Origin of the sequence: Streptomyces sp. 2-1 (assembly GCF_048564895.1) — a bacterium.
GTDB lineage: Bacteria > Actinomycetota > Actinomycetes > Streptomycetales > Streptomycetaceae > Streptomyces > Streptomyces phaeochromogenes.
Window position 1 is genome coordinate 9,781,764 of sequence record NZ_CP183383.1, and the last position, 23,620, is coordinate 9,805,383.

Sequence of the window (23,620 nt, forward strand, 5' to 3'; positions counted from 1 at the left end):
CTCGGCTGCGCCAGGAAGATTGACAGTGTCCAGTTCGGCTTGAGAAGGTGAAGTGGATCAACATTGCTGACAAATTGCTTAATTTGATTGCTCCTGGCGTGGAGCGCGAGCGTTGACCGAGGTGTGGAGATGTCTGGATCGCATGGCGGCCGTCGTGAGCTGATGGCTGGACAGCTTGGCTTATGGCATGCGCAGCAGCTGAATCCGGATAATCCGATCTATAACATGGGTGAATACATAGAGATTCGCGGAAAGGTGGACACGAGCTTATTCGAGGCGGCTGTGCGAAGGGTCGTCCTGGAAGTCGACGGTTTTGCTCTGCGCTTTGAGGGAGGTGCTGACGAAGTTCCGCGGCAATATTTTGGCCTGCGGAGCGATTGGCTGTTTCATGTGATCGACGTGATCGACGTGAGCGGCGAGGAGGACCCCCGTTCCAGCGCGGAGAGTTGGATGCGGGCGGACATGCGACGCCCGGTGGATCTCCAGGTCGGTGAACTCTTCACCCAGGCCATCTTCAAGGTGGACGAAGATCTCTTCTTCTGGTACCAGCGAATACACCACATCATCGCGGACGGACTCGCGGGACCCCGGATAGCCTCCCGAGTGGCTGCGGTCTACACGGCACTGTCGGCCGGCGAACCCCTCGCGGACAGTGCGCCTCCCTCAAGTTCCGTACTGATGGACGCCGATGCCGACTACCGGGCGTCCGCAGAATTCGAACTGGACCGGCAGTACTGGACGGAGCGTCTTTCCGATCGCCCTCAAACGGTCAGCTTGAGCGGCCAGGAACCTTCCACCACACCCCATGAACTGACACGGCATACGCTCCACATCCCACCCGACGCCGCTGCGGAACTCAGAAGCTCCGCCCGTCGGCTGGGAACGAGCCTCTCGGGTCTGGCCCTAGCTGCGAGCGCCGCCTACCTGCATCGCGCAACGGGACAAGAGGACATCATTCTCGGGGTCCCCGTAATGGGCAGAAAAACCGCGCTGCGGGACATCCCCGGAATGACGGCGAATATCGTTCCTCTGCGCCTCACCGTGCAGCCGAAGGCCACGGTGAGGGAACTCGTGAAGCAGGTGTCTCGCGGAGTGCGAGACGCCTTGCGGCATCAGCGATACCGCTACGAGGACATACTCAGAGACCTGAAGCTCGTGGGGCGCGACGGACTCTACCCCCTACTGGTCAATATCGTCTCCTTTGACTACGATTTGAAATTTGGTGACGCCCCCAGCAGTGCGCACGGGCTCGGCGGCATAAACTTCAACGACCTGTCGATTTCCGTGTACGACAGGTCGTCCGACGGAAGCATGTCCGTGGTTGTGGACGCCAATCCCGACCTTTACAGCCGCGGAGCAGTGCAAGAGCATGCCGCGAAATTCCTCGACGTGATGAACTGGATGGCGCGTTCCGCTGCGGAGGAACGCATCCACCAGATCACGTTGATGAGCCGCTCCGAACAGCGTCTGGTTCTCCAGGACTGGAACGACACCGCCCGGGAGGTGTCCGCGACGACACTGCCGGAGCTGTTCCAGACCCAGGCCGCCCGCACCCCGGACGCGGTCGCGGTGGTCTTCGAGGGTGTCGAGGTGACCTATGCGGACCTCAACGCACGGGCCAACCGTCTCGCCCGATTACTGATCGACCGGGGCGCGGGACCCGAATCGCTGATCGCGGTGATGATGCACCGCTCCGTCGACCTGGTGGTAGCCCTCCTCGCCGTGGTCAAGGCCGGCGGGGCGTACGTACCCGTTGACCCGGACTACCCCGCTGAGCGGATCACCTACCTCCTCACCGACGCCCGGCCCCTCCTGGTACTCACCAGCACGGACCTGGCCTCCCGCCTCACCGACAGCCACCCGCCCCATGTGGCCGTCGACGATCCCAGCACCACTGCCCTACTCGGGGATTTCGACGACACCGACCCCACCGACACCGAGCGCCGCACCACCCTGCTGCCCGCCCACCCCGCCTACGTCATCTACACCTCCGGCTCCACCGGGCGGCCGAAGGGCGTGGCCGTACCCCACGCGGGGATCGTCAACTGGCTTACGTGGCTGCAGGGAACGTACAACTTGACTGCCTCGGAACGGGTGTTGCAGAAGACGCCCTTCGGTTTCGACGTGTCGGTACGGGAGTTCTTCTGGCCGCTGCTCCAGGGTGCGACGTTGGTGGTCGCCAAGCCCTCGGGCCACCGCGACCCCGGGTACCTGGCCGAGCTGATCCAACGCGAACGTGTCACGATCGCGCACTTCGTCCCGTCCCTGCTGCAGGTCTTCCTCCGCGAACCGGCTGCCGCCGCCTGTACCGACCTGCGAGCCGTGTTCTGCAGCGGCGAAGCGCTCCCCGGCGACGTCGCCGGACAGCTGCGGAACGTACTGGACGTTCCGCTTCACAATCTCTACGGTCCTACCGAGGCGTCGGTCGAGGTCACCGCGTGGACGTACGACAGTGACACCAGCAGGAGCAGTGTCCCCATCGGCCGCCCGGTGTGGAACACGCAGGTCTATGTACTGGACGCGGCGTTGCGGCCCGTGCCGGTGGGTGTCGCGGGTGAGTTGTACCTGGCCGGGGTCCAGTTGGCGCGTGGCTATCTCGACCGGCCGGGGTTGACGGCGGAGCGGTTCGTGGCGAACCCGTTCTCTCCGGGTGAGCGGATGTACCGCACCGGCGACCTGGCCCGGTGGAGCGCCGACGGGCAGGTCGAGTACCTCGGCCGTACCGATGACCAGGTGAAGGTTCGTGGGTTCCGGATCGAGCTGGGTGAGGTCGAGGCCGCGCTGACCGCGCACTCGTCCGTGGCTCAGGCGGCGGTGGTCGTGCGTGAGGACCGTCCGGGTGACAAGCGCCTGGTCGGCTACCTCGTCCCGGCGAGTGGTCCGGAGGGTCTGGATACCGCCGTAGTGCGTAGGCATCTGCGGGGTGTGTTGCCGGAGTACATGGTGCCGTCGGCGTTGGTGGTGCTGGATGAGCTGCCGTTGACGGTGAACGGCAAGTTGGACCGTAAGGCGCTGCCTGCTCCGGACTACCTGGCGGCCGATCGTGGTCGGGGGCCGTCGACGGTGCAGGAGGAGCTCCTGTGCACGGTGTTCGCCGAGGTCCTGGGCGTGCCTCAGGTCGGAGTGGGGGACAACTTCTTCGAGCTGGGCGGTCATTCGCTGTTGGCGACCCGGCTCGTGAGTCGTATCCGGTCGGTGTTTGGGGCGGAGGTGCCGATCCGGGTGTTGTTCGAGGCGCCCACCCCGGCTGGCCTGGCGGGCCGGCTGACGTCGTCCGATGCGAGGCGGCAGCCGCTAGTACGGGTGGAGCGATTTGAGCGGCTGCCGGTCTCGTTCGCGCAGCAGCGGTTGTGGTTTCTGGGGGAGTTGGAGGGCCCGTCGGCGACGTACAACATCCCCTTCGCCCTGCGACTGACCGGGCCGCTGGATGTCGACGCCCTGGAAGCTGCTCTGGGCGATGTGGTGGGTCGGCACGAGGTGCTGCGGACGGTGTTCGCCACGGTGGACGGACAGCCCTATCAGCGCATCCTTTCGGCCGAAGAGGCCTCGGTGTCCCTTGAGGTCGAGCAGGTGACCGACCTGGAGTCGGCGATCGGCGAGGTCGCGGGTCATTGCTTCGATCTCGCCACCGAGATCCCGTTGAGGGCCCGGCTGTTCGAAGCCGGTCCTGACGAGCATGTGCTAGCGATGGTGGTGCACCACATTGCGGGTGACGGATGGTCTCTGGCCCCGCTGGCGCGTGATTTGTCAGCTGCTTATTCGGCTCGGTCCACCGGCCGGATCCCGGAGTGGGCAACGTTGTCGGTGCAGTACGCGGACTACTCGCTGTGGCAGCGTCAACTGCTGGGCGAGGAGGCCGACGCGGCCAGTGTGCTGGCCCGGCAACTCGGTTACTGGCGTGAGGCGCTGGCCGACCTGCCCCAGGAACTGACGCTGCCGTTCGACCGGCCACGCCCGACGATCTCCTCCCACCAGGGCGGAAGCGTGGAGCTGACCATTGGCGCCGACATCCACGGCGCCCTGGTGGAGCTGGCCAGAGCGCAGGGTGTGACGGTGTTCATGGTGGTGCAGGCGGCGTTGGCCGTCCTGCTGCACCGGCTCGGAGCCGGAGATGACATTCCGGTCGGTACCCCGATCGCGGGCCGCACCGACGAGGCACTGGACGACCTGGTGGGGTTCTTCGTCAACACCCTCGTCCTGCGCTCGGACCTGTCCGGGGATCCGACCTTCCTGCAACTGCTGGCCAGAACACGGGAAGCGGACCTCGGCGCCTACACGCACCAGGACGTGCCGTTCGAGCGGCTGGTCGAGGACCTCGCACCGGCCCGCTCGATGGCCCGCCACCCCCTCTTCCAAGTCATGCTCACCCTGCAGAACACCGCCGAGGCCCGTCTCGACCTGCCCGGGCTGAACATTGAGGCACTGCCTGCGGGCGTCCTGCCCGCCAAGTTCGACCTGGACTTCCAGATCGCCGAGCAGATCACCGACGGCGGCACCCCGGCGGGTCTGACCGGGCTGATCATCTACGCCACCGACCTGTTCGATCCCGCGAGTGTCGAGGCGATCGCACGGCGTTTGCTCATGGTCCTGGAGACAGTGACCGCGGATCCGTCGGTGCCGGTCAGCCGCGTCGATGTCCTGGACACGGCGGAGCGCGAGCTGGTCCTCTCCGGCCTGACCGGCTTGTCCGGCCTGTCCGGGTGGAACGACACCACCCACGATGTTCCGCAGTCCACGCTGGTCGAACTGTTCGAAGCCCAGGTCACGCGCACCCCCGCTGCGACCGCGGTGGTCTTCGACGGCACCGAGGTGACCTACGCGGAGTTGAACGTGCGGGCCAACCGGCTGGCCCGCGTCCTCGTGGACAGAGGCGCCCGGCCGGAAGAACGCGTGGCCGTGATGATGGACCGCTCCGCCGACCTCGTCGTCGCGCTCCTCGCGGTGGTCAAGACCGGAGCCGCGTACGTCCCGATCGACCCGGCGTACCCCGTCGACCGCATCACCTACATGCTCCAAGACGCCCAGGCCACAGTGCTGGTCACACACCAGGCCATGACAGACGCAGCGGATGACGGTGTGACACGCATCGTGACGGATGCTCCGGACACCATGGCGGCCCTGTCCAACATGGCCGGGGAGAACCTCACGCACCACGAGCGAGGAGCGGCGCTTCTGCCCGCCCACCCCGCCTACGTGATCTACACCTCCGGCTCCACGGGCCGCCCCAAGGGCGTCGTGGTGAGCCACGCGGCAGTCTCCTCCTACCTCAACTGGGCCATCAGCGCGTACCCCGGGTTGAGTGGTCGGACCATGCTGCATTCGTCGGCCGCGTTCGACCTGACCGTTACACCGTTGTACGGCACGCTGATCTCGGGCGGCGCCCTGCACATCGCGGACATCCAGGATGGGATTCCCGCTGAACCGGCGCCCACCTTCCTGAAGGTGACGCCGAGCCACCTGGGCCTTCTGTCCGAAGAGCCCGCCGGATCCTTCACCCGGGGAGACCTCGTCGTCGGCGGCGAAAGCCTTACAGGCGAGCAGCTCACACGCTGGCGGTCCGCGCACCCTGACGTCCTGATCACGAATGAGTACGGTCCGACCGAGGCGGCCGTCGGATGTGTCACCTTCACCATCCGTCCCGGGGACGCGGATGTACTGGGCGGCGGCGTCCCCATCGGCCGTTCCGTTCCGAACATGAGGGTCTTCGTACTGGACGCGGCGTTGCGGCCGGTCCCGCCGGGGGTGGCGGGTGAGTTGTACCTGGCCGGTGTTCAGCTGGCGCGTGGCTATCTCGACCGGCCGGGGTTGACGGCGGAGCGGTTCGTGGCGAACCCGTTCTCTCCGGGTGAGCGGATGTACCGCACTGGCGACCTGGCCCGGTGGAACGTCGACGGGCAGTTGGAGTATCTCGGGCGTACCGATGACCAGGTGAAGATCCGGGGTTTCCGTATCGAGCTGGGTGAGGTCGAGGCCGCGTTGACCGCGCACCCGTCCGTGGCCCAGTCGGCGGTGGTGGTGCGCGAGGACGGCCCCGGCGACAAGCGCCTGGTCGGCTACCTCGTCCCGGCGAGCGGCAACGGCGGCAGTCACGACAACACGGAGCTTGCCGCGCTGCGCGCTCGTCTTGGCGAGGTGTTGCCGGAGTACATGGTGCCGTCGGCGTTGGTGGTGCTGGACGAGCTGCCGTTGACGGTGAACGGCAAGTTGGACCGTAAGGCGCTGCCTGCTCCGGACTACCTGGCGGCCGACAGCGGGCGGGGGCCGGCCACAGTGCACGAGGAGCTCCTGTGCACGGTGTTCGCCGAGGTTTTGGGTCTGCCCACGGTCGGGGTGGAGGACAACTTCTTTGAGCTGGGCGGTCATTCGCTGTTGGCGACCCGGTTGGTGAGCCGTATTCGGTCGGTCTTCGGGGCGGAGGTGCCGATCCGGGTGCTGTTCGAGGCGCCCACTCCGGCTGCTCTGGCGGGCCGGTTGACGTCCTCCGGCGTGAGGCGTCAGCCGCTGGTACGGGTGGAGCGATTTGAGCGGCTGCCGGTCTCGTTCGCGCAGCAGCGGTTGTGGTTTCTGGGGGAGTTGGAGGGTCCGTCGGCGACGTACAACATTCCTGTGGCGCTGCGGTTGACCGGTGATGTGGACGTCGAGGCATTGCGGTTGGCGTTGGGCGATGTGGTGGGCCGGCATGAGGTGTTGCGGACGGTGTTCGCCACGGTGGATGGGCAGCCCTATCAGCGCATCCTTTCGGCCGAGGAAGCCTCGGTGTCCCTTGCGGTCGAGCAGGTGTCCGACCTGGAGTCGGCGATCGGCGAGGTCGCGGGTCGTTGCTTTGATCTCGCGGCCGAGATCCCGTTGCGGGCCCGGCTGTTCGAGGCCGGTCCTGGCGAGCATGTGCTGGCGATGGTGGTGCACCACATTGCGGGTGACGGATGGTCCCTGGCCCCGCTGGCGCGTGATCTGTCAGCTGCCTATACGGCTCGGTCCACCGGCCGGACCCCGGACTGGGCAACGTTGTCGGTGCAGTACGCGGACTACTCGCTGTGGCAGCGCGAGCTGCTCGGTGATGAGGGCGACCCGGACAGCCTGCTGAACGAGCAACTGGCTTACTGGCGCAAGGCTTTGGACGGGGTGCCGCAGGAGTTGGTGCTGCCGTTCGACCGGCCGCGTCCGGCGGTGGCTTCGCATCGCGGGGGCCGGGTGGAGGTCCGTGTGCCGGCCGAGGTGCATGCCCGGGTGGTCGAGCTGGCCCGTGCTCAGGGTGTGACGGTGTTCATGGTGGTGCAGGCGGCGCTGGCGGTGCTGTTGTCCCGGGTGGGCGCGGGCCGTGACATCCCGGTGGGTGTCCCTGTTGCCGGGCGTACTGACGAGGCGTTGGACGACCTGGTCGGGTTCTTCGTCAATACGTTGGTGATGCGTACCGATCTGTCGGGTGATCCCACGTTCGTCGGTCTGTTGGAGCAGGTTCGGGAGAAGGGTCTGGCGGCGTTCGCGCATCAGGATGTGCCCTTCGAGCGGCTGGTCGAGGATCTGGCACCGGCCCGCTCGATGGCCCGGCACCCGCTGTTCCAGGTCATGCTCGCCTTGCAGAACACTGCCCAGGCGGTACTGGACCTGCCCGGGATCGACGCCGAACCTCTGCCCACCGGCGAACCGGCAGCAAAATTCGACCTGTCCTTCGCCCTGGCCGAGACCTTCTACACCGACACCGACACAGACACCGATACGGACACCGACACCAGCACCGACACCCGTGCCGAGACGGGTACCGGCAGCGGCAATCGCCCGGCCGGTCTGCACGGCGGTATCGACTACGCCCTCGACCTGTTCGACCGCGAGACGGTGGAGACGCTTGCCGAACGGTTCGTCCGCGTCCTGGACACAGTCACCGCCAACCCCCACCAGCACATCGACGCGATCGAGGTACTGGACCCGGCGGAGCGGGAGCGGATCCTGGTCGAGTGGAACGACACCGCCCGCGACGTGCCCGCGGCGACGCTGCCCGAACTGTTTCAGGCCCAGGCCGCCCGCACCCCCGACGCGACCGCCGTGGTCTTCGCCGACGCCGAGATGACCTACGCCGAGCTCAACGAGCGGGCCAACCGCCTCGCCCGCCTGCTGATCGATCGCGGAGTGGGACCGGAGTCTCTGGTCGCGGTCATGGTGCACCGCTCGGCCGACCTCGTCATCGCCTTCCTCGCGGTGACGAAGGCAGGCGGCGCCTACCTTCCCATCGACCCCGACTACCCAGCCGACCGCATCACTTACATGCTCACCGATGCCGAGCCCCTCCTGGTGCTCACCAGCACGGACGTGGCCTCCCGTCTCACCGACGGCCACCCGCCGCATGTGGCCGTCGACGACCCCCGGACCACCATCGCACTCGAAGACCTCGACGACACCGACCCCACCGACACCGAGCGCCGTACCGTTCTGCTGCCCGCTCACCCCGCGTACGTCATCTACACCTCCGGCTCCACCGGGCGGCCGAAGGGCGTGGCCGTGACTCACCAAGGGCTGCCGAGCCTGGCTGCCGCGCAGGCGGAGGAGTTCGGGATCGCAGCGGGTAGCCGGCTGTTGCAGTTCGCGTCGGCGAGTTTCGACGCGGCGGTCTGGGAGATGGTGATGGCCTTGTGCAATGGGGCCTGCCTCGTGTCGGCAGCGTCGCACGACCTGCTGCCGGGCCAGGCACTCGTCCGCCTGGTCGCGGAGAACTCGGTCACACACGCACTCCTGCCTCCCGCTGCACTGGCTCTGCTGGAACCGGGCAGCCTGCCGTCGATCACGACCCTTGTCACCGGCGGCGAAGCTCTAGGCCAGAACCTGGTTGCACATTGGGCCGACGGCCGTCGCCTTATCAACGCTTACGGACCGACGGAATCCACTGTCTGCGCCACGACCACGGCCCCCCTGTCCGCCGACGAACCCACCACCCCGCCCATCGGTACACCCGTCCCCAACACCCGGGTCTACGTGCTGGATTCGGCTCTGCGGCCGGTGCCGGTCGGTGTTGCGGGTGAGTTGTACGTCTCCGGCGCGGGCCTGGCCCGCGGCTACCTCGACCGGCCGGGGCTGACCGCTCAGCGCTTCGTCGCCAACCCCTTCACCCCGGGCGAGCGGATGTACCGCACCGGCGACCTGGCCCGCTGGAACGCCGATGGGCAGGTCGAATACCTCGGGCGTACCGATGACCAGGTGAAGATCCGGGGTTTCCGTATCGAGCTGGGTGAGGTCGAGGCCGCGCTGACCGTGCACCCGTCCGTAGCCCAGTCGGCAGTGATGGTGCGTGAGGACCGCCCCGACGACAAGCGCCTGGTCGGCTACCTCGTCCCCGCCACCGCTCACACAGGCGGAGTCGACACCGCTGCGCTCCGCGCCCATCTCGGCGCGATGCTGCCGGAGTACATGGTGCCGTCCGCGCTGGTGGTCCTGGACGAGCTGCCGCTGACGGCGAACGGCAAGCTGGACCGCAGGGCCCTGCCCGCTCCGGACCACCAGGCGGCGGACCGCGGCCGGGCGCCGGCGACCGTGCAGGAAGAAATCCTGTGCTCGGTGTTCGCCGAGGTCCTGGGCCTGCCCACGGTCGGCGTGGACGACAACTTCTTCGAACTGGGTGGCCACTCACTCCTCGCGGTGCGCGTGGTCGAGCTGCTGCGTGCTCGGGGGATATCGGTCGACGTGCGGTCGTTGTTCGCGGCGCCCACGGCTGCCGGACTGGCCGCGTCGGACGGCCGGGCCGAGGTGGCGGTGCCGGAGAACCGGATTCCGGAAAATGCCCTGACCATTTCTCCGGACATGCTCCCCCTGGCGGATCTGACTCGCGGGGAGATCGGCCGGATCGTGGCCCGGGTTCCCGGCGGAGCGGGCAACGTGGCGGATGTGTACCCGCTGGCTCCGCTGCAGGAAGGGATCCTCTTCCACCACCTGATGGGTGACGCCGGGGACGGGACCGATGTGTCCGGGGACGGGACCGATGTGTACGTGCTGCCGGTGCTGCTGGGGTTCGATTCCCGGCAGCGGCTCGACGGATTCGTGGACGCACTCCAGAAGGTCGTCGACCGGCACGACATCCTGCGGACCGCCGTCCTGTGGGAAGGACTCCGCGAACCGGTTCAGGTGGTGGTGCGCCGTGCCGCGATCCCGGTGGAAAGCGTCGATCTGCCCGAGGGGCCCGACGACGACGTGACCGGCCGGATGCTGGCCGCCTGTCCTGGATCGATGGACATCGGCCAGGCACCGCTGATCCGCGTATACACGGCGACCAACCCGGTGACCGGTCAGTGGCTCGCACTCGTTCAGGCCCATCACCTGATCTCGGACCACACCACCCTGGATGTGCTGCTGCAGGAGGTGCGCTCGTTCGTCACGGGCCGCGAGGACACCCTGCCTGCTCCTCTGCCCTTCCGGAACTTCGTTGCCCAGGCCCGCCTGCGGGTGGCGCAGGAGGAACACCAGAGGTACTTCTCCACCCTGCTGGGGGACGTGACCGAGCCGACCGCGCCGTTCGGCCTGCTCGACGTCCGCGGCGACGGCACCGGCGTGACGGAGTCCCGTCGCGTGATGGACGCGGAACTCGCGCGGCGACTGCGGGACCAGTCCCGCCGGCTGGGCGTGAGCCCGGCCACGGTCCTGCACGTGGTGTGGGCGCGGGTTCTGGCGGCCACCGCGGGCCGGGACGACGTCGTCTTCGGCACAGTCCTGTTCGGCCGCATGGCCGCGGGAAGCGGTGCGGACCGCGTTCTGGGCCTGTTCATCAACTCCCTGCCGGTACGGGTGCGGACGCACGGCGCGCAGGTGATGGACACGGTCCGGTCGGTGCAGAACCAGCTGGCGGACCTGCTCGTCCACGAACACGCCCCCTTGAAACTCGCCCGGCAGGCCAGCGGCATCAAGGCGGACACCCCGCTGTTCACCTCCCTCTTCAACTACCGGCACTCCAGGAGCTCTGAGCCGGAAACGGACAGCCGCCTCGACGGCATCGAGTTGCTCTACGACCAGGAGCGGACGAACTACCCGATCGGGCTGAGCGTCGACGACACCGGTGACGGTTTCACCCTCACCGTTCAGGTCGCCGAACCCGTCTCGGGCGCATCACTGTGCGCCATGGTCCACACCGCCGCCGAAGGTGTCGTCACCGCCCTGGAAACAGCACCACACCAGCGGATCAGCACGGTGGACGTCCTAGGTCCCGCGGAGCGGCACCGGATCCTGGCCGAATGGAACGACACCGCCCGCGACGTGCCTGCCGCGACGCTGCCGGGACTGTTCCAGGCCCAGGCCGCCCGCACCCCGGATGCGACCGCCCTCGTCTTCGAGGACGTGGAGCTGAGTTATACGGAACTCAACGCCCGCGCCAACCGCCTCGCCAGGCTGCTGATCGACCGCGGAGTGGGACCCGAGTCGCTGGTCGCAGTCATGCTGGTGCGCTCCATCGACCTGATCGTCGCCTCACTTGCAGTGACGAAGGCAGGCGGCGCCTACCTTCCCATCGACCCCGACTACCCAACCGACCGCATCACTTACATGCTCACTGATGCCGAGCCCCTCTTGGTGCTCACCAGTACGGATCTGGCCTCCCGTCTCACCGACGGCCACCCGCCGCATGTGGCCGTCGACGACCCCGGGACCACCACCGCACTTGAGGATTTCGACGACTCGGATCCCACGGACGCCGAGCGCCGTACCGCCCTGCTGCCCGCTCACCCCGCGTACGTCATCTACACGTCCGGCTCCACCGGGCGGCCGAAGGGCGTGGCCGTTACTCACCAGGGTCTGCCGAGCCTGGCCACCGTGCAGGCGGAGGAGTTCGGGATCGCAGCGGGTAGCCGGGTGTTGCAGTTCGCCTCGGCGAGTTTTGACGCGGCGGTCTGGGAGATGGTGATGGCTTTGTGCAATGGGGCGTGCCTCGTGTCGGCGGCGTCGCACGATCTGCTGCCGGGCCAGGCGCTCGTCCGTCTGGTCGCGGAGCGTTCGGTCACACACGCCACCCTGCCCCCGGCCGCACTGGCTCTCCTGGAACCGGACAGCCTGCCGTCGATCACGACCCTCATCACCGCCGGCGAAGCCCTGAACCAGAACTTGGTTGCCGATTGGGCCGGCAGCCGCAGTCTCATCAATGCCTACGGACCGACGGAATCCACCGTCTGCGCCACCACCACGGCCCCACTGTCCGCCCACGACCACGACACCCCGCCCATCGGCACACCCATAGCCAACAACCGGGTCTACGTACTGGACTCGGCTCTGCGGCCGGTTCCACCGGGGGTGGCGGGTGAGCTGTACCTCGTCGGCGCGAGCCTGGCCCGCGGCTACCACGCTCGGCCGGGGCTGACCGCTCAACGATTCGTCGCCAACCCCTTCACCCCGGGCGAGCGGATGTACCGCACCGGCGACCTCGCGAAATGGCGACCGGACGGTGTCCTGGACTTCGTGGGCCGTGCGGATGACCAGGTGAAGGTTCGTGGGTTCCGTATCGAGCTGGGTGAGGTCGAGGCCGCGTTGACCGCGCACCCGTCCGTGGCCCAAGCCGCGGTGATGGCGTGTGAGGACCGTCCGGGTGACAAGCGCCTGGTCGGCTACCTCGTCCCGGCGAGTGGTCCGGAGGGTGCGGACATCGCTGTCATACGTAGGCATCTGCGGAGTGTGCTGCCGGAGTACATGGTGCCGTCCGCGCTGGTGGTCCTGGACGAGCTGCCGCTGACGGTGAACGGCAAGCTGGACCGCAGGGCCCTGCCCGTTCCGGACTACCAGGCGGCGGACCGCGGCCGGGGGCCGGCCACGGTGCAGGAGGAGCTCCTGTGCTCGGTGTTCGCCGAGGTCCTGGGCCTGCCCACGGTCGGCGTGGACGACAACTTCTTCGAACTGGGCGGCCACTCACTCCTCGCGGTACAGCTGACCAACAGGATCCGTACGGCTCTGGGGGTGGAAGTTGCGATGCGGGCGCTGTTCGAGGCGCCGACCGTGGCCGGACTCGCGCAGCGGCTGACGGATTCGGGTGCGGCACGTCCCGCGCTGGTGGCGATGACACGGCCCGGAGCGCTACCGGTCTCGTACGCGCAACAACGCTTGTGGTTCCTGGGGGAGTTGGAGGGCCCGTCGGCGACCTACAACATTCCCGTGGCTCTGCGCCTGACCGGTGATGTGGACGTCGAGGCGTTGCGGTTGGCGTTGGGCGATGTGGTGGGCCGACACGAGGTGCTGCGGACGGTCTTCGCGTCCGATGAGGGCAGGCCGTATCAGCGGGTCCTTCCCTCGCCTGCCTCTTTTGATCTGCCGGTGGTCGGCGTCGAGGAGGAGGGTCTGGCGGGGGTGGTCGCCGAGCTGGCGGGTCATGCGTTTGATCTGGCGGCTGAGGTTCCGTTGCGGGCGTGGCTGCTGCGGGTGGGGCCGGGTGAGTGTGTGCTGGTGATGGTGGTGCACCACATTGCCGGTGACGGGTGGTCGATGGGGCCGCTGGCGCGGGATGTGTCGGTCGCGTACGCGGCCCGTGCCACCGGGCAGGCACCCGACTGGGAGCCGTTGGAGGTGCAGTACGCGGACTACACGCTGTGGCAGCGCGAGCTGCTCGGTGAGGAGAGTGACCCGGACAGTGTGCTGAACGAGCAACTGGCCTACTGGCGCAAGGCTTTGGACGGGGTGCCGCAGGAGCTGGTGCTGCCGTTCGACCGGCCGCGTCCGGCGGTGGCTTCGCATCGCGGGGGCCGGGTGGAGGTCCATGTACCGGGCGAGGTGCATGCCCGGGTCGCCGAACTGGCCCGCGCCCAGGGTGTGACGGTGTTCATGGTGCTCCAGGCGGCGCTGGCGGTTCTACTCTCCCGGGTGGGCGCGGGCAGCGACATCCCCGTGGGCACCCCGGTCGCCGGACGCACCGACGAGGCGCTGGACGACCTGGTCGGATTCTTCGTCAACACGCTGGTGATGCGCACCGACCTGTCCGGTGATCCCACGTTCGCCGGCCTGTTGGAGCAGGTCCGGGAGAACGGCCTGGCGGCGTTCGCGCATCAGGATGTGCCCTTCGAGCGGCTGGTCGAGGATCTGGCACCGGCCCGCTCGATGGCCCGGCACCCGCTGTTCCAGGTCATGCTCGCCTTGCAGAACACTGCCCAGGCGGTACTGGACCTGCCCGGCATCGACGCCGAACCGCTGCCCACCGGCGAACCGGCAGCCAAATTCGACCTGTTCTTCAGCCTGAGCGAAACCTTCCACACCAACACCAACACCAACACCAACACCAACACCGATACCGATACCGATACCGACTCCCGCGCCGAGACCAACGCCCCTACCGAGAAGGGAAAGCGCAGCAGCAATCGTCCGGCCGGTCTGCACGGCGGTGTCGACTACGCCCTCGACCTGTTCGACCGCGAAACGGTGGAGACGCTCGCCGAACGGTTCGTCCGCGTCCTGGACACCGTCACCAGGGCACCGCACCAGCGGGTCAGCGGCGTGGAGGTGCTGTCGGCGGAGGAGCGGCACCGGGTTGTGGCGGAGTGGAACGACACCGTCCAGGAGGTGCCCGGGGCGGCGCTGCCGGAGCTGTTCCAGGCCCGGGTCGCGAAGCATCCTGATTCGGTCGCGGTGGTCTTCGGTGGCGCTGAGGTGACTTACGCGGAGCTCGACGAGCGTGCCAACCGGCTTGCCCGGCTGCTGATTCGTCGCGGTATCGGTCCCGAGCGCATCGTCGGGCTGGCCGTGCCTCGCTCGGTGGACCTGATCGTCGGTCTGCTGGCGGTGCTGAAGTCGGGCGCGGGTTACCTGCCGATCGATCCGGAGTACCCGGCCGAGCGGATCGCCTTCATGCTGGCCGATGCCGTCCCCTCGCTGACGCTGACCACCACAGAGGTCGCCGGGCGCATGTCCACCGGGCCCGCGCTGTTGCTGGACGACCCTGCGGTTGTCGCCGAACTCGGCGCACTGCCGACCGATGCTCCGGGCGATGGGGAGCGGACCGGTCCGCTGCTGCCGGAGCATCCCGCGTACCTGATCTACACCTCCGGCTCGACCGGGCGTCCCAAGGGTGTGGTGATGTCCTGTGGCGCGCTGGTCAACCTGATGTCCTGGCACGCTTCCGCCATCCCCGCCGAGGCCGGTTCGCGGGTCGCTCAGTTCACCGCGCTCAGCTTCGACGTCTCCGCCCAGGAGATCCTCTCGACCCTCTTGGACGGCAAGACCCTCGTGATACCGGCCGAGGAGATCCGACGTGACCCGGAAGAGTTCGTGGCATGGCTGAGGGAGCAGAAGGCCACTGAGCTGTACGCCCCCAACATGATGGTGGACGCCCTTGGTGAGGCCCTGGCGGAGCAGGGCACGGACCTCCCGCAGCTCCGTCATGTTTCCCAGGCCGGCGAGGCACTTGTGCTCAGTGACCGGGTCCGTGACCTGTGCGGGGCGGGTGGGACGGTGCTGCACAACCACTACGGTCCGTCCGAGACCCATGTGGTCACCGCCCATACCCTGTCGGCGGACCGGGCGGCCTGGCCCGGGGGCAGCGCGCCGATCGGCCGTCCCGTGTGGAACACCCGGGTCTACGTCCTGGACCCGGCTCTGCGGCCGATGCCGGTGGGTGTCGCGGGCGAGTTGTACGTCTCCGGCGCCCAACTGGCCCGCGGCTACCACGCCCGGCCGGGGCTGACCGCGCAGCGGTTCGTCGCCAACCCCTTCGCCCCGGGCGAGCGGATGTACCGCACCGGCGACCTGGCCCGCTGGAACGCCGAGGGACAACTGGAGTATCTGGGACGTACGGACGGCCAGGTGAAGGTTCGTGGGTTCCGTGTCGAGCTGGGTGAGGTCGAGGCCGCGCTGAGCACACATCCGTCCGTGGCCCAGGCAGCGGTGATGGTTCGTGAGGACCGACCAGGTGACGAGCGCCTGGTCGGCTACCTCGTCCCCAACAGCGGCAGCACCAGCAGTGACGGCGAAACCGCCGGCGTCGACCTGGCCGCCCTGCGCGCCCATCTCGGCGCGATGCTGCCGGAATACATGGTGCCGTCCGCGCTGGTGGTCCTGGAGAGCCTGCCGCTGACGGCGAACGGGAAACTGAACCGACGGGAACTCCCGGCGCCGGACCACACCGTGTCCGTGCCGAGCCCGGAGCCCTCCTCGGTCCAGGAGGAAATCCTGTGCAGACTCTTCGCCGAAGAACTGAATGTGCCTCACATCGGAGTCGAGGACAACTTCTTCGAACGCGGTGGACATTCACTTCTGGCGGTCAAGCTGGTGCGTCGAATACGTACGGTCATGGGCGTCGATGTCTCCCTTCGGATGCTGATGGAAGCACCCAGCGTCGCAGGACTCGCACATCGGCTCAGTCTTCCCGAGATGACGGAATCCCTTCGTACGCTTCTTCCCATCAGGACACACGGGAGCAGGCCCCCCCTCTTCTGTGTCCACCCACGATCCGGGTTGAGCTGGTGCTTCGCACCCCTGGCCGGATTCGTACCGCCTGACATTCCCTTGTACGGCGTGCAGGCGCGGGATGTCGACGGTTCGGGCGAGTTTCCGGGATCCATCCGGGAAATGGCGGAGGAATACCTGAAAGAGCTGCGCACGGTGCAACCGTCCGGTCCGTATCATCTGCTGGGGTGGTCAATGGGGGGCCGCGTGGCGCAGGAGATGGCCGTGCAACTGCAGGAAGACGGCCAGCAAGTGGCACTCGTCATCATGGGAGGCTACGCGCCTGCGCCACTCGACACACTCGACTCGGACAAGACCGTCCGGGACGATCATGAGAGTGCGTCGGACGTGCTCGACGAGGCGCCCTCTCTCCGCGATCTCGCCGGACTTCCGGACTACTTCCGAAGCGAGATCTCAGACGAAGAGGCTGAAGTGCGGGCGAGAATCATCGCGAACAATACCCGCATCTATGTGAATCACTATCCTCGCGGATTCCGCGGCGATCTCCTCTTCATCTCGTCGGACGAACTCGAGGACGGTTGGGGCCGTGCGATGTGGCAGCCTTATACCTCCGGTCACATAAGCGAGTCGCGGTTGCCTTGTTCTCACGACGAAATGGCGGACCCTCCCATGCTCTCGCTGCTGTGGAATTCAATTGCTGATTGGCTGTCCCTACCTTCGAACTTCAAGTGACAGAAAGGACTGAATGATGACGAACCCTTTTGAGGACGAGGACGCCAACTATCTTGTTCTGAGGAACGAGGAGGGCCAGTTCTCGCTTTGGCCCACATTCGTCGACGTGCCGGACGGGTGGGAGCTGGTCTTCGGAGAGGCAGCGCGGCAGGCGTGCCTTGACTTCATCGAGGAGACCTGGACCGATATGCGCCCCAAGAGCTTGATAGACGCCATGAACGCCGACCGAGCGGGGAGACCGGCGTGACGGAGATCGCTGTGGCGGGGGAGGCGGTGGCATAGGCACCGCGTACGCCCCCGCCGTACCCTGACGGCGTCGGCGCGTACCCGCACCCGGGACGCGACCCTCTCACCCCAGGAGCAACGCCTCATGCTGCGCACCATGTTCAAGTCCAAGATCCACCGCGCCACGGTCACCCAGGCCGACCTGCACTACGTCGGATCCGTGACCATCGACGCCGATCTCCTCGACGCGGCCGATTTGCTGCCGGGCGAGCTGGTCCACATCGTCGACATCGACAACGGATCCCGCCTGGAGACGTACGTCATCGAGGGCGAGCGGGGGTCCGGTGTCATCGGTATCAACGGGGCCGCGGCGCACCTCGTGCACCCCGGAGACCTGGTGATCATCATCAGTTACGCTCAGGTCTCCGACGCCGAGGCCCGGTCGCTGAGGCCGCGGGTCGTGCATGTGGACGCCGGGAACCGGATCGTGGCCCTCGGAGCGGATCCGTCCGAGCCGGTGCCGGGCTCGGACCAGGAGCGCAGTCCCCAGGCCGTCCCGGCCTGAGCGCCATCCGCATCCGCATCCGCGAGGAGAGACCATGAGCGACACCGCGATCCGCGACGACCGGGCGGCCGGCCGCCTGGAGGCGTACGCCGGTGACGAAGTAGTCGGCCACATCGAGTACTTCGTCCTCGAAAGCCCGGGTCGCGCACTCGTCCCGGTCCACACGATCGTGGAGCCCGCCCATGAGGGCAAGGGCATCGCGGGCTCCCTCGCCCGCGAGCTGTACGCCATGTCGGCCCGCGAGGGAGTCCCGGTCGCCCCGCTCTGCCCGTACGTCGTCAAGTGGGCCGCACGCCACCCCGACGAGGCCCCGGCCGCCGACCCCGAGCTGCTGAGCGCGGCGAAGGCATGGCTGGCCGCCCACCCGGGCCGGTTCTGATGAGCCGGCTCGCCCTGCTGCACACCTCGCCCGTCCACATCCCCGTCTTCGACGCGCTCCGCGACGAGGACCACCCGGCCCTGGAGCTACGGCACTTCGTGTCCGAGGAGCTCCTGGAGCGGGCCCGGGCGGAAGGGCCGGAGGCGGTGGCCGACGAGGTGCGCGCGATGCTGGACCGGGCCGTCGCCGACGGGGCGGTCGCGGTCCTCTGCACCTGCTCCACCATCGGCGCGGTCGCCGAGGCCGCCGGCCCCGGTGTGTCCGTGCTCCGGGTGGACCGTCCGATGGCAGCCGCGGCGGTGGCGGCCGGCCCGCGTGTCGTCGTGCTCGCCACGGTGGAGAGCACCCTCGGCCCCACGGTTGCCCTCGTCGAGGAGGAGGCCGCCCGCGCGGGATCCCCGACCGCCGTACGCACCCTGCTGGCGGCCGACGCCTGGGACCACTTCAAGGCGGGAGACATGGACGCGTACGCCCGCGCAGTCGCGTCCGCGGCCGACAAGGTTACGGACGCCGACGCGATCGTGCTCGCCCAGGCCTCGATGACCCCGGCCCAGCACCTGACCACGACCGCCGTACCGGTGCTGTCCAGCCCGCGCCCCGGCCTGGCCGCGGGAGCGGTGGCGGCCGCCGGGGCGTAGGCCCACCTGGTCCCGCGTTCGTCCCGCGACGGGGTGAGTGGGCGCGCGGGGCACGGGTACGCGTGGGAGAAGTCCAGGGCCGACGTACCGACTGGCTGGAGGACGCCATGACGCATCCGTACCCCGACCCCGTGAAGCCGGGACCCACACCGGGCCCGGGCCCCGACCAACCCCAACCCTTCCCGGAACCGGACCCGGTCCCGTCCCCCAAACCCCAACCGGTCCCAGAACCGTCCCCGTCCCCGCTGCCTCAGCCCCCGGATCCGTCCCCGGCCCCATCCCCCGAGCCCCAGCCGGGCCCGCTGGGCTGAGACGCCAACAAAAGATCGGGTGGCCCGATGCGGAGAATCCGCATCGGGCCACCCGATCTTTCAGGGGCGCGGGGCCGTCACATCGTGCGGCTCCGCCGCGGGGGCGCGACCAGCCCCCACACACCCGCAGCCCGAATCCGAACCTCAGCCGGCAACCTCGGACCGGTCCCCGCCCCACAGCGTGTGGAACGACCCCTCCCGGTCGGTCCGCCGGTACGTGTGCGCACCGAAGAAGTCCCGCTGTCCCTGGGTGAGCGCCGCAGGCAACCGCTCCGCACGCAGCGCGTCGTAGTACGCCAGCGCCGCCGCGAACCCGGGCGTGGGCACCCCCTGCTGCACGGCGGAGACGAGCACGGCCCGCCAGTCGTCCTGCGCCGCCGCGATCTCCGTCGCGAACGTCTCGTCGGCCAGCAGGCTCGGCAGATCGGCGCGCGCGTCGTACGCGGCACGGATCCGGTCGAGGAAGGCCGCCCGGATGATGCACCCGCCACGCCAGATCGCGGAGACCGCGCCCAGGTCGACGTTCCAGTCGTACTCGGCGCTGCCGGCCGCGATCTCGTGGAAGCCCTGCGTGTAGGACACGATCTTCGACGCGTAGAGCGCCTGCTCCACCTGGTCGGCGAAGGCCGCGGCCTCGGCCTCGCTCAGCGCCGTGGCCTTGGGCCCGGCCAGGTCCCGCGAGGCCTCACGCAGCTCGGTGTGGCCCGACAGGGACCGCGCGAAGACGGCCTCGGCGATGCCCGACACGGGAACGCCCAGGTCGAGGGCGATCTGCACGGTCCACCGCCCCGTGCCCTTCTGCTCCGCCTGGTCCTGCACGACGTCCACGAAGGCCTTGCCCGTCGCCGCGTCCACGTGGGACAGGACCTCGGCGGTGATCTCGATCAGGTAGGAGTCGAGCCGCCCGGTGTTCCAGGTGCGGAAGATGTCGGCGATCTGCGCGGGGGAGTAGCCCGCCACGTCACGCAGCAGCTGGTACGCCTCGCCGATCAGCTGCATGTCGGCGTACTCGATGCCGTTGTGCACCATCTTCACGAAGTGTCCGGCACCGTCGGGACCGACGTGCGTGACACACGGGGCGCCGTCGGCGGCCTTCGCGGAGATCTTCTCCAGCATCGGGCCGAGCGACTCGTACGACTCCACCGGGCCACCGGGCATGATGCTCGGGCCGTGCAGCGCGCCCTCCTCGCCGCCGGAGATGCCCGCGCCGACGAAGTGGATGCCCTGCTCGCGCAGTTCGCGCTCCCGGCGCCGGGTGTCCGCGAAGTGGGCGTTGCCACCGTCGATGATCATGTCGCCGGGCTCCAGGAGCGGGGCGAACTCCTGGATCACCGCGTCGGTCGGCTCGCCGGCCTTCACCATGATCACAAGGCGGCGCGGGCGTTCCAGCGCGGCCACGAACTCCTTGGCGGTCTCCGTCGCGACAAAGGTGCCCTCGCTGCCGAACTCCTCCACCAGCGCGTGCGTACGCGCCGCCGTCCGGTTGTGCAGGGCGACCGCGTATCCGTTGCGCGCGAAGTTACGGGCGAGATTGCGCCCCATGACCGCGAGTCCCGTGACGCCGATCTGGGCTGAAGTGCTCATACGGTTGGCTCCTAGAGGTGCTGAATCGGTAGTGCCGGTCATGCCTGCCAGTTTGCCCCACCGACCATCCTGACTTGCAGGTTCGCCGACCGCACATCCTGACTTTCCGACGGTGTGTACGCAGCGGAGCGGCCCCCGCCTCAGTGCCCGGCCGAACTTCGCCGTCACATCTGCCCCGGGCATACGTGCCGACAGTCGTGAACGAGGGGCGATTCCTGGTCACTTGGCGGGATAGGGCGGCCGATTGCCCCCTTGTCACGGCCTGTTAGGAGCGTTTACTTTTGCCGCTCCTGACGCTTGTCGAGGGGGCACCTTCATGGCCGTACGCGGCCGGCACCGCCGGTATCAGCCGAACAGGATCAACCGCGCCTCACTCACCGTCACGGTGGGGGGCGCCGGGATGGCGATACCGCTCATCGGTACCGGCGTCGCGAACGCGGCAGACGTGGACACCTGGAACAAGGTGGCCGCCTGCGAGTCCACCAACAACTGGCAGATCAACACCGGCAACGGCTACTACGGCGGGCTGCAGTTCACCCAGTCCACCTGGGAGGCCTACGGCGGCAGGGCCTACGCGGCACGCGCCGACCTCGCCACCAAGGACCAGCAGATAGCCGTCGCCGAGAAGGTCCTGAAGGGCCAGGGTCCCGGCGCCTGGCCGACCTGCTCGGTGCGGGCCGGCCTCACCCGCGGCGGCGACACCCCCGACATCAACCCCTCGGGCAAGTCCGCCCAGCCTGCCAAGCGCACCGTCCGCGACGTACAGCCGCAGACCACGCCCCAGTCGCAGGCCGGCACCGCCGAGATGTACACCGTCGTCCGCGGCGACACGCTCTCCGGCATCGCGGGCTCCCGCGATGTCCAGGGCGGCTGGCGGCAGTTGTACGACGCCAACCGCAGGACGGTCGGCGCCGACCCGGACATGATCATTCCCGGTCAGCGGCTGAGCCTGAAGCCGACAGCGTCGCCGGGCACGGGATCCGCCTCCGACACGTCGGAGAAGACGGAGAAGAAGCCGAAGGAAAAGGCGAAGGCCAAGGCAAAGGTCGAGGAGAAGTCGGAGAAGAAGACCCACTCGACCACGCGCGGCCTCACCGCCCCGGTGAGCGCCGGTACGGGAACGCCGTACCACGCCGCGGGTTCCTCCTGGTCGAAGGGCTACCACACGGGCGTCGACTTCCCGGTGCCCACCGGTACGTCCGTCAAATCGGTCGGCGCGGGCAGCGTGGTGACCGCGGGCTGGGGCGGTTCCTTCGGCTACCAGGTGGTCATCCGGCACGGCGACGGCCGCTACACCCAGTACGCCCACCTGTCGGCGATCTCCGTGAAGGCCGGACAGAGCGTGGTGAGCGGCCAGCGCATCGGCCGCTCCGGTTCCACGGGCAACAGCACGGGCCCGCATCTGCACTTCGAGGTGCGGACGGGGCCCGGTTTCGGCAGCGACGTCGATCCTGTCGCCTATCTGCGTGCGGGTGGCGTCACGATTTGACGCTGGAGCGGATCACCACCGGGGCGGGGAGTAACGGCAGGAAGGGAAGGCCGTAGTACCCGCCGTTGGGCCAGGACGGTTCGTCGATGCCCTCGATGTCGTCCGGCGTGTCGCCGGACGGCGGGGGCCCGTTGGATCCGGGCGGCGGCAGGAGCGCGTCCTGCCGCGCCGAGGCGGAGGCGAACATCCCGGCGGGCGCGAGCGTCTCCTCCCGGGTGCGCGTCTCGTCCCGTACCCCCGCCGAGACCACCAGCCGCTCCGCCGGGACAAGCTGCTCCGGTAGTGCGCGGTCGGGCGGAACGGCGGCGGGCTCCTCGATACGGCTCGGCTCGGCAGCCGGGCCCGGCTGGGTCATGACGGTCGCGTCCGCCATCGCTCCGGCCACTGCCTGGACAGGCACGGATGCAGGTGCGGGGGCGGGCACGGACACCGGCGTCGTACGCTCCGAACCGCTGATGCGCTCCGTCGTGAGCAGGATCAGGCCGCCCGCGGCGACGACCCCGCAGCCCAGCGCGAGGGCGGTGCCCGTCTCGCCGTAGCGGAACGTCTCGCCGAACATCGTGATACCGACAGCGGCCGCCACGATGGGGTTGATGACCGTCAGCGTGGCCAGCGGTGCGGCGAGGCCTGCGCCTCGGTAGGAAGCCTGCGACAGGAGCATTCCGGCGGTCGCCAGGACACCGATCACGGCGAGGCTCGGCACATCGGCGAGCGAGACGCCGCCCGTCCAGTCGACCGCGACCGTCTTCGTGAACACCGACGACATACCGAAGGCGACACCCGCGGCGGTCGCGAGCAGCACGCTGCGCACGGCCGGGTGCCGGTGCACGGCTCGGGCGGCCATCATCAGGGCCACCACGGCGCCGCCGGTGACCAGGGCCACCACCACACGCTGGGTGCTGTTCAGGGACTGCGAATCGGCCGTACCGACCAGTGCGAGCAGACCGGCCAGGCCGACCGTCGCCATGATCGCGCCGCGCCATGCCGTCGCCCCGGCCCTGCGGCGTACGAAGACGGCAGCCATCGGCAGCGCGAAGACAATGGTCAGAGCGCCCAGCGGCTGGACCAGGCTGAGCGGTCCGTAGGCGAGCGCCACGACGTGCAGAAGCCCGCCGAGGGCGTTGAGGCCGACCGCGATCCACCAGACGAGCTGGCGCATGGGTGCGTACGTCGTGCCGGGCGTGTTCGCCGCGACCCGTTCCTGCACGATCGCCCCGCCGGCGTACGCGACGGCGGAGACGAGAGAGAGCAGCACAGACAGCACGAGTGCGTTCATGTGTCGCTCCTCCTCTGCATGTGACGGACGTTCTCCCGAAGGCGGGGAGTCCGGTGCGACGATCGGTCGGCTTCCAT

At 68.5% G+C, this 23,620-nt stretch carries 8 protein-coding genes; 6 read left to right on the forward strand and 2 right to left on the reverse strand.

Annotated features, from left to right (window positions below):
* Nucleotides 1–129: 129 nt before the first annotated feature.
* The 5 genes from ACN20J_RS42800 to ACN20J_RS42820 all read left to right on the forward strand — a co-directional run bounded on the left by ACN20J_RS42800 (nucleotide 130) and on the right by ACN20J_RS42820 (nucleotide 18,883).
* On the forward strand, nucleotides 130–17,076 hold the full coding sequence (locus ACN20J_RS42800) for an amino acid adenylation domain-containing protein (RefSeq protein WP_419668086.1): 16,947 nt from the start codon (nucleotides 130–132) through the stop codon (nucleotides 17,074–17,076).
* Between the two features lie 16 nt (nucleotides 17,077–17,092).
* Complete coding sequence (locus ACN20J_RS42805) at nucleotides 17,093–17,323, forward strand: MbtH family protein (RefSeq protein WP_419669056.1); 231 nt, start codon at nucleotides 17,093–17,095, stop codon at nucleotides 17,321–17,323.
* Nucleotides 17,324–17,446: 123 nt separating this feature from the next.
* Nucleotides 17,447–17,866 (forward strand): aspartate 1-decarboxylase, encoded by a 420-nt coding sequence (panD, locus tag ACN20J_RS42810; protein ID WP_419668087.1) that lies wholly within the window; start codon nucleotides 17,447–17,449, stop codon nucleotides 17,864–17,866.
* A complete protein-coding gene (locus ACN20J_RS42815) occupies nucleotides 17,805–18,245 on the forward strand; it encodes a GNAT family N-acetyltransferase (protein WP_419669057.1) in 441 nt (146 codons plus the stop codon). Before panD ends, ACN20J_RS42815 begins: the two co-directional genes overlap by 62 nt.
* Nucleotides 18,245–18,883, forward strand: coding sequence for an aspartate/glutamate racemase family protein (locus ACN20J_RS42820; RefSeq protein ID WP_419668088.1), 639 nt, complete (start codon nucleotides 18,245–18,247; stop codon nucleotides 18,881–18,883). Before ACN20J_RS42815 ends, ACN20J_RS42820 begins: the two co-directional genes overlap by 1 nt.
* Before the next feature lie 455 nt (nucleotides 18,884–19,338).
* On the opposite strand, the gene gndA is transcribed toward ACN20J_RS42820, so the two are convergent.
* A complete protein-coding gene (gndA, locus tag ACN20J_RS42825) occupies nucleotides 19,339–20,778 on the reverse strand; it encodes an NADP-dependent phosphogluconate dehydrogenase (protein WP_419668089.1) in 1,440 nt (479 codons plus the stop codon).
* 316 nt (nucleotides 20,779–21,094) lie between these two features.
* Between gndA and ACN20J_RS42830 the strand changes: the two genes are divergently transcribed.
* Nucleotides 21,095–22,267: a transglycosylase family protein gene (locus tag ACN20J_RS42830; RefSeq protein ID WP_419668090.1), complete on the forward strand. Its 1,173-nt coding sequence runs from the start codon at nucleotides 21,095–21,097 to the stop codon at nucleotides 22,265–22,267.
* On the opposite strand, the gene ACN20J_RS42835 is transcribed toward ACN20J_RS42830, so the two are convergent.
* Nucleotides 22,257–23,543 (reverse strand): DMT family transporter, encoded by a 1,287-nt coding sequence (locus tag ACN20J_RS42835; protein WP_419668091.1) that lies wholly within the window; start codon nucleotides 23,541–23,543, stop codon nucleotides 22,257–22,259. The two genes, ACN20J_RS42830 and ACN20J_RS42835, sit on opposite strands and share 11 nt — an antisense overlap.
* Between the last annotated feature and the right edge of the window lie 77 nt (nucleotides 23,544–23,620).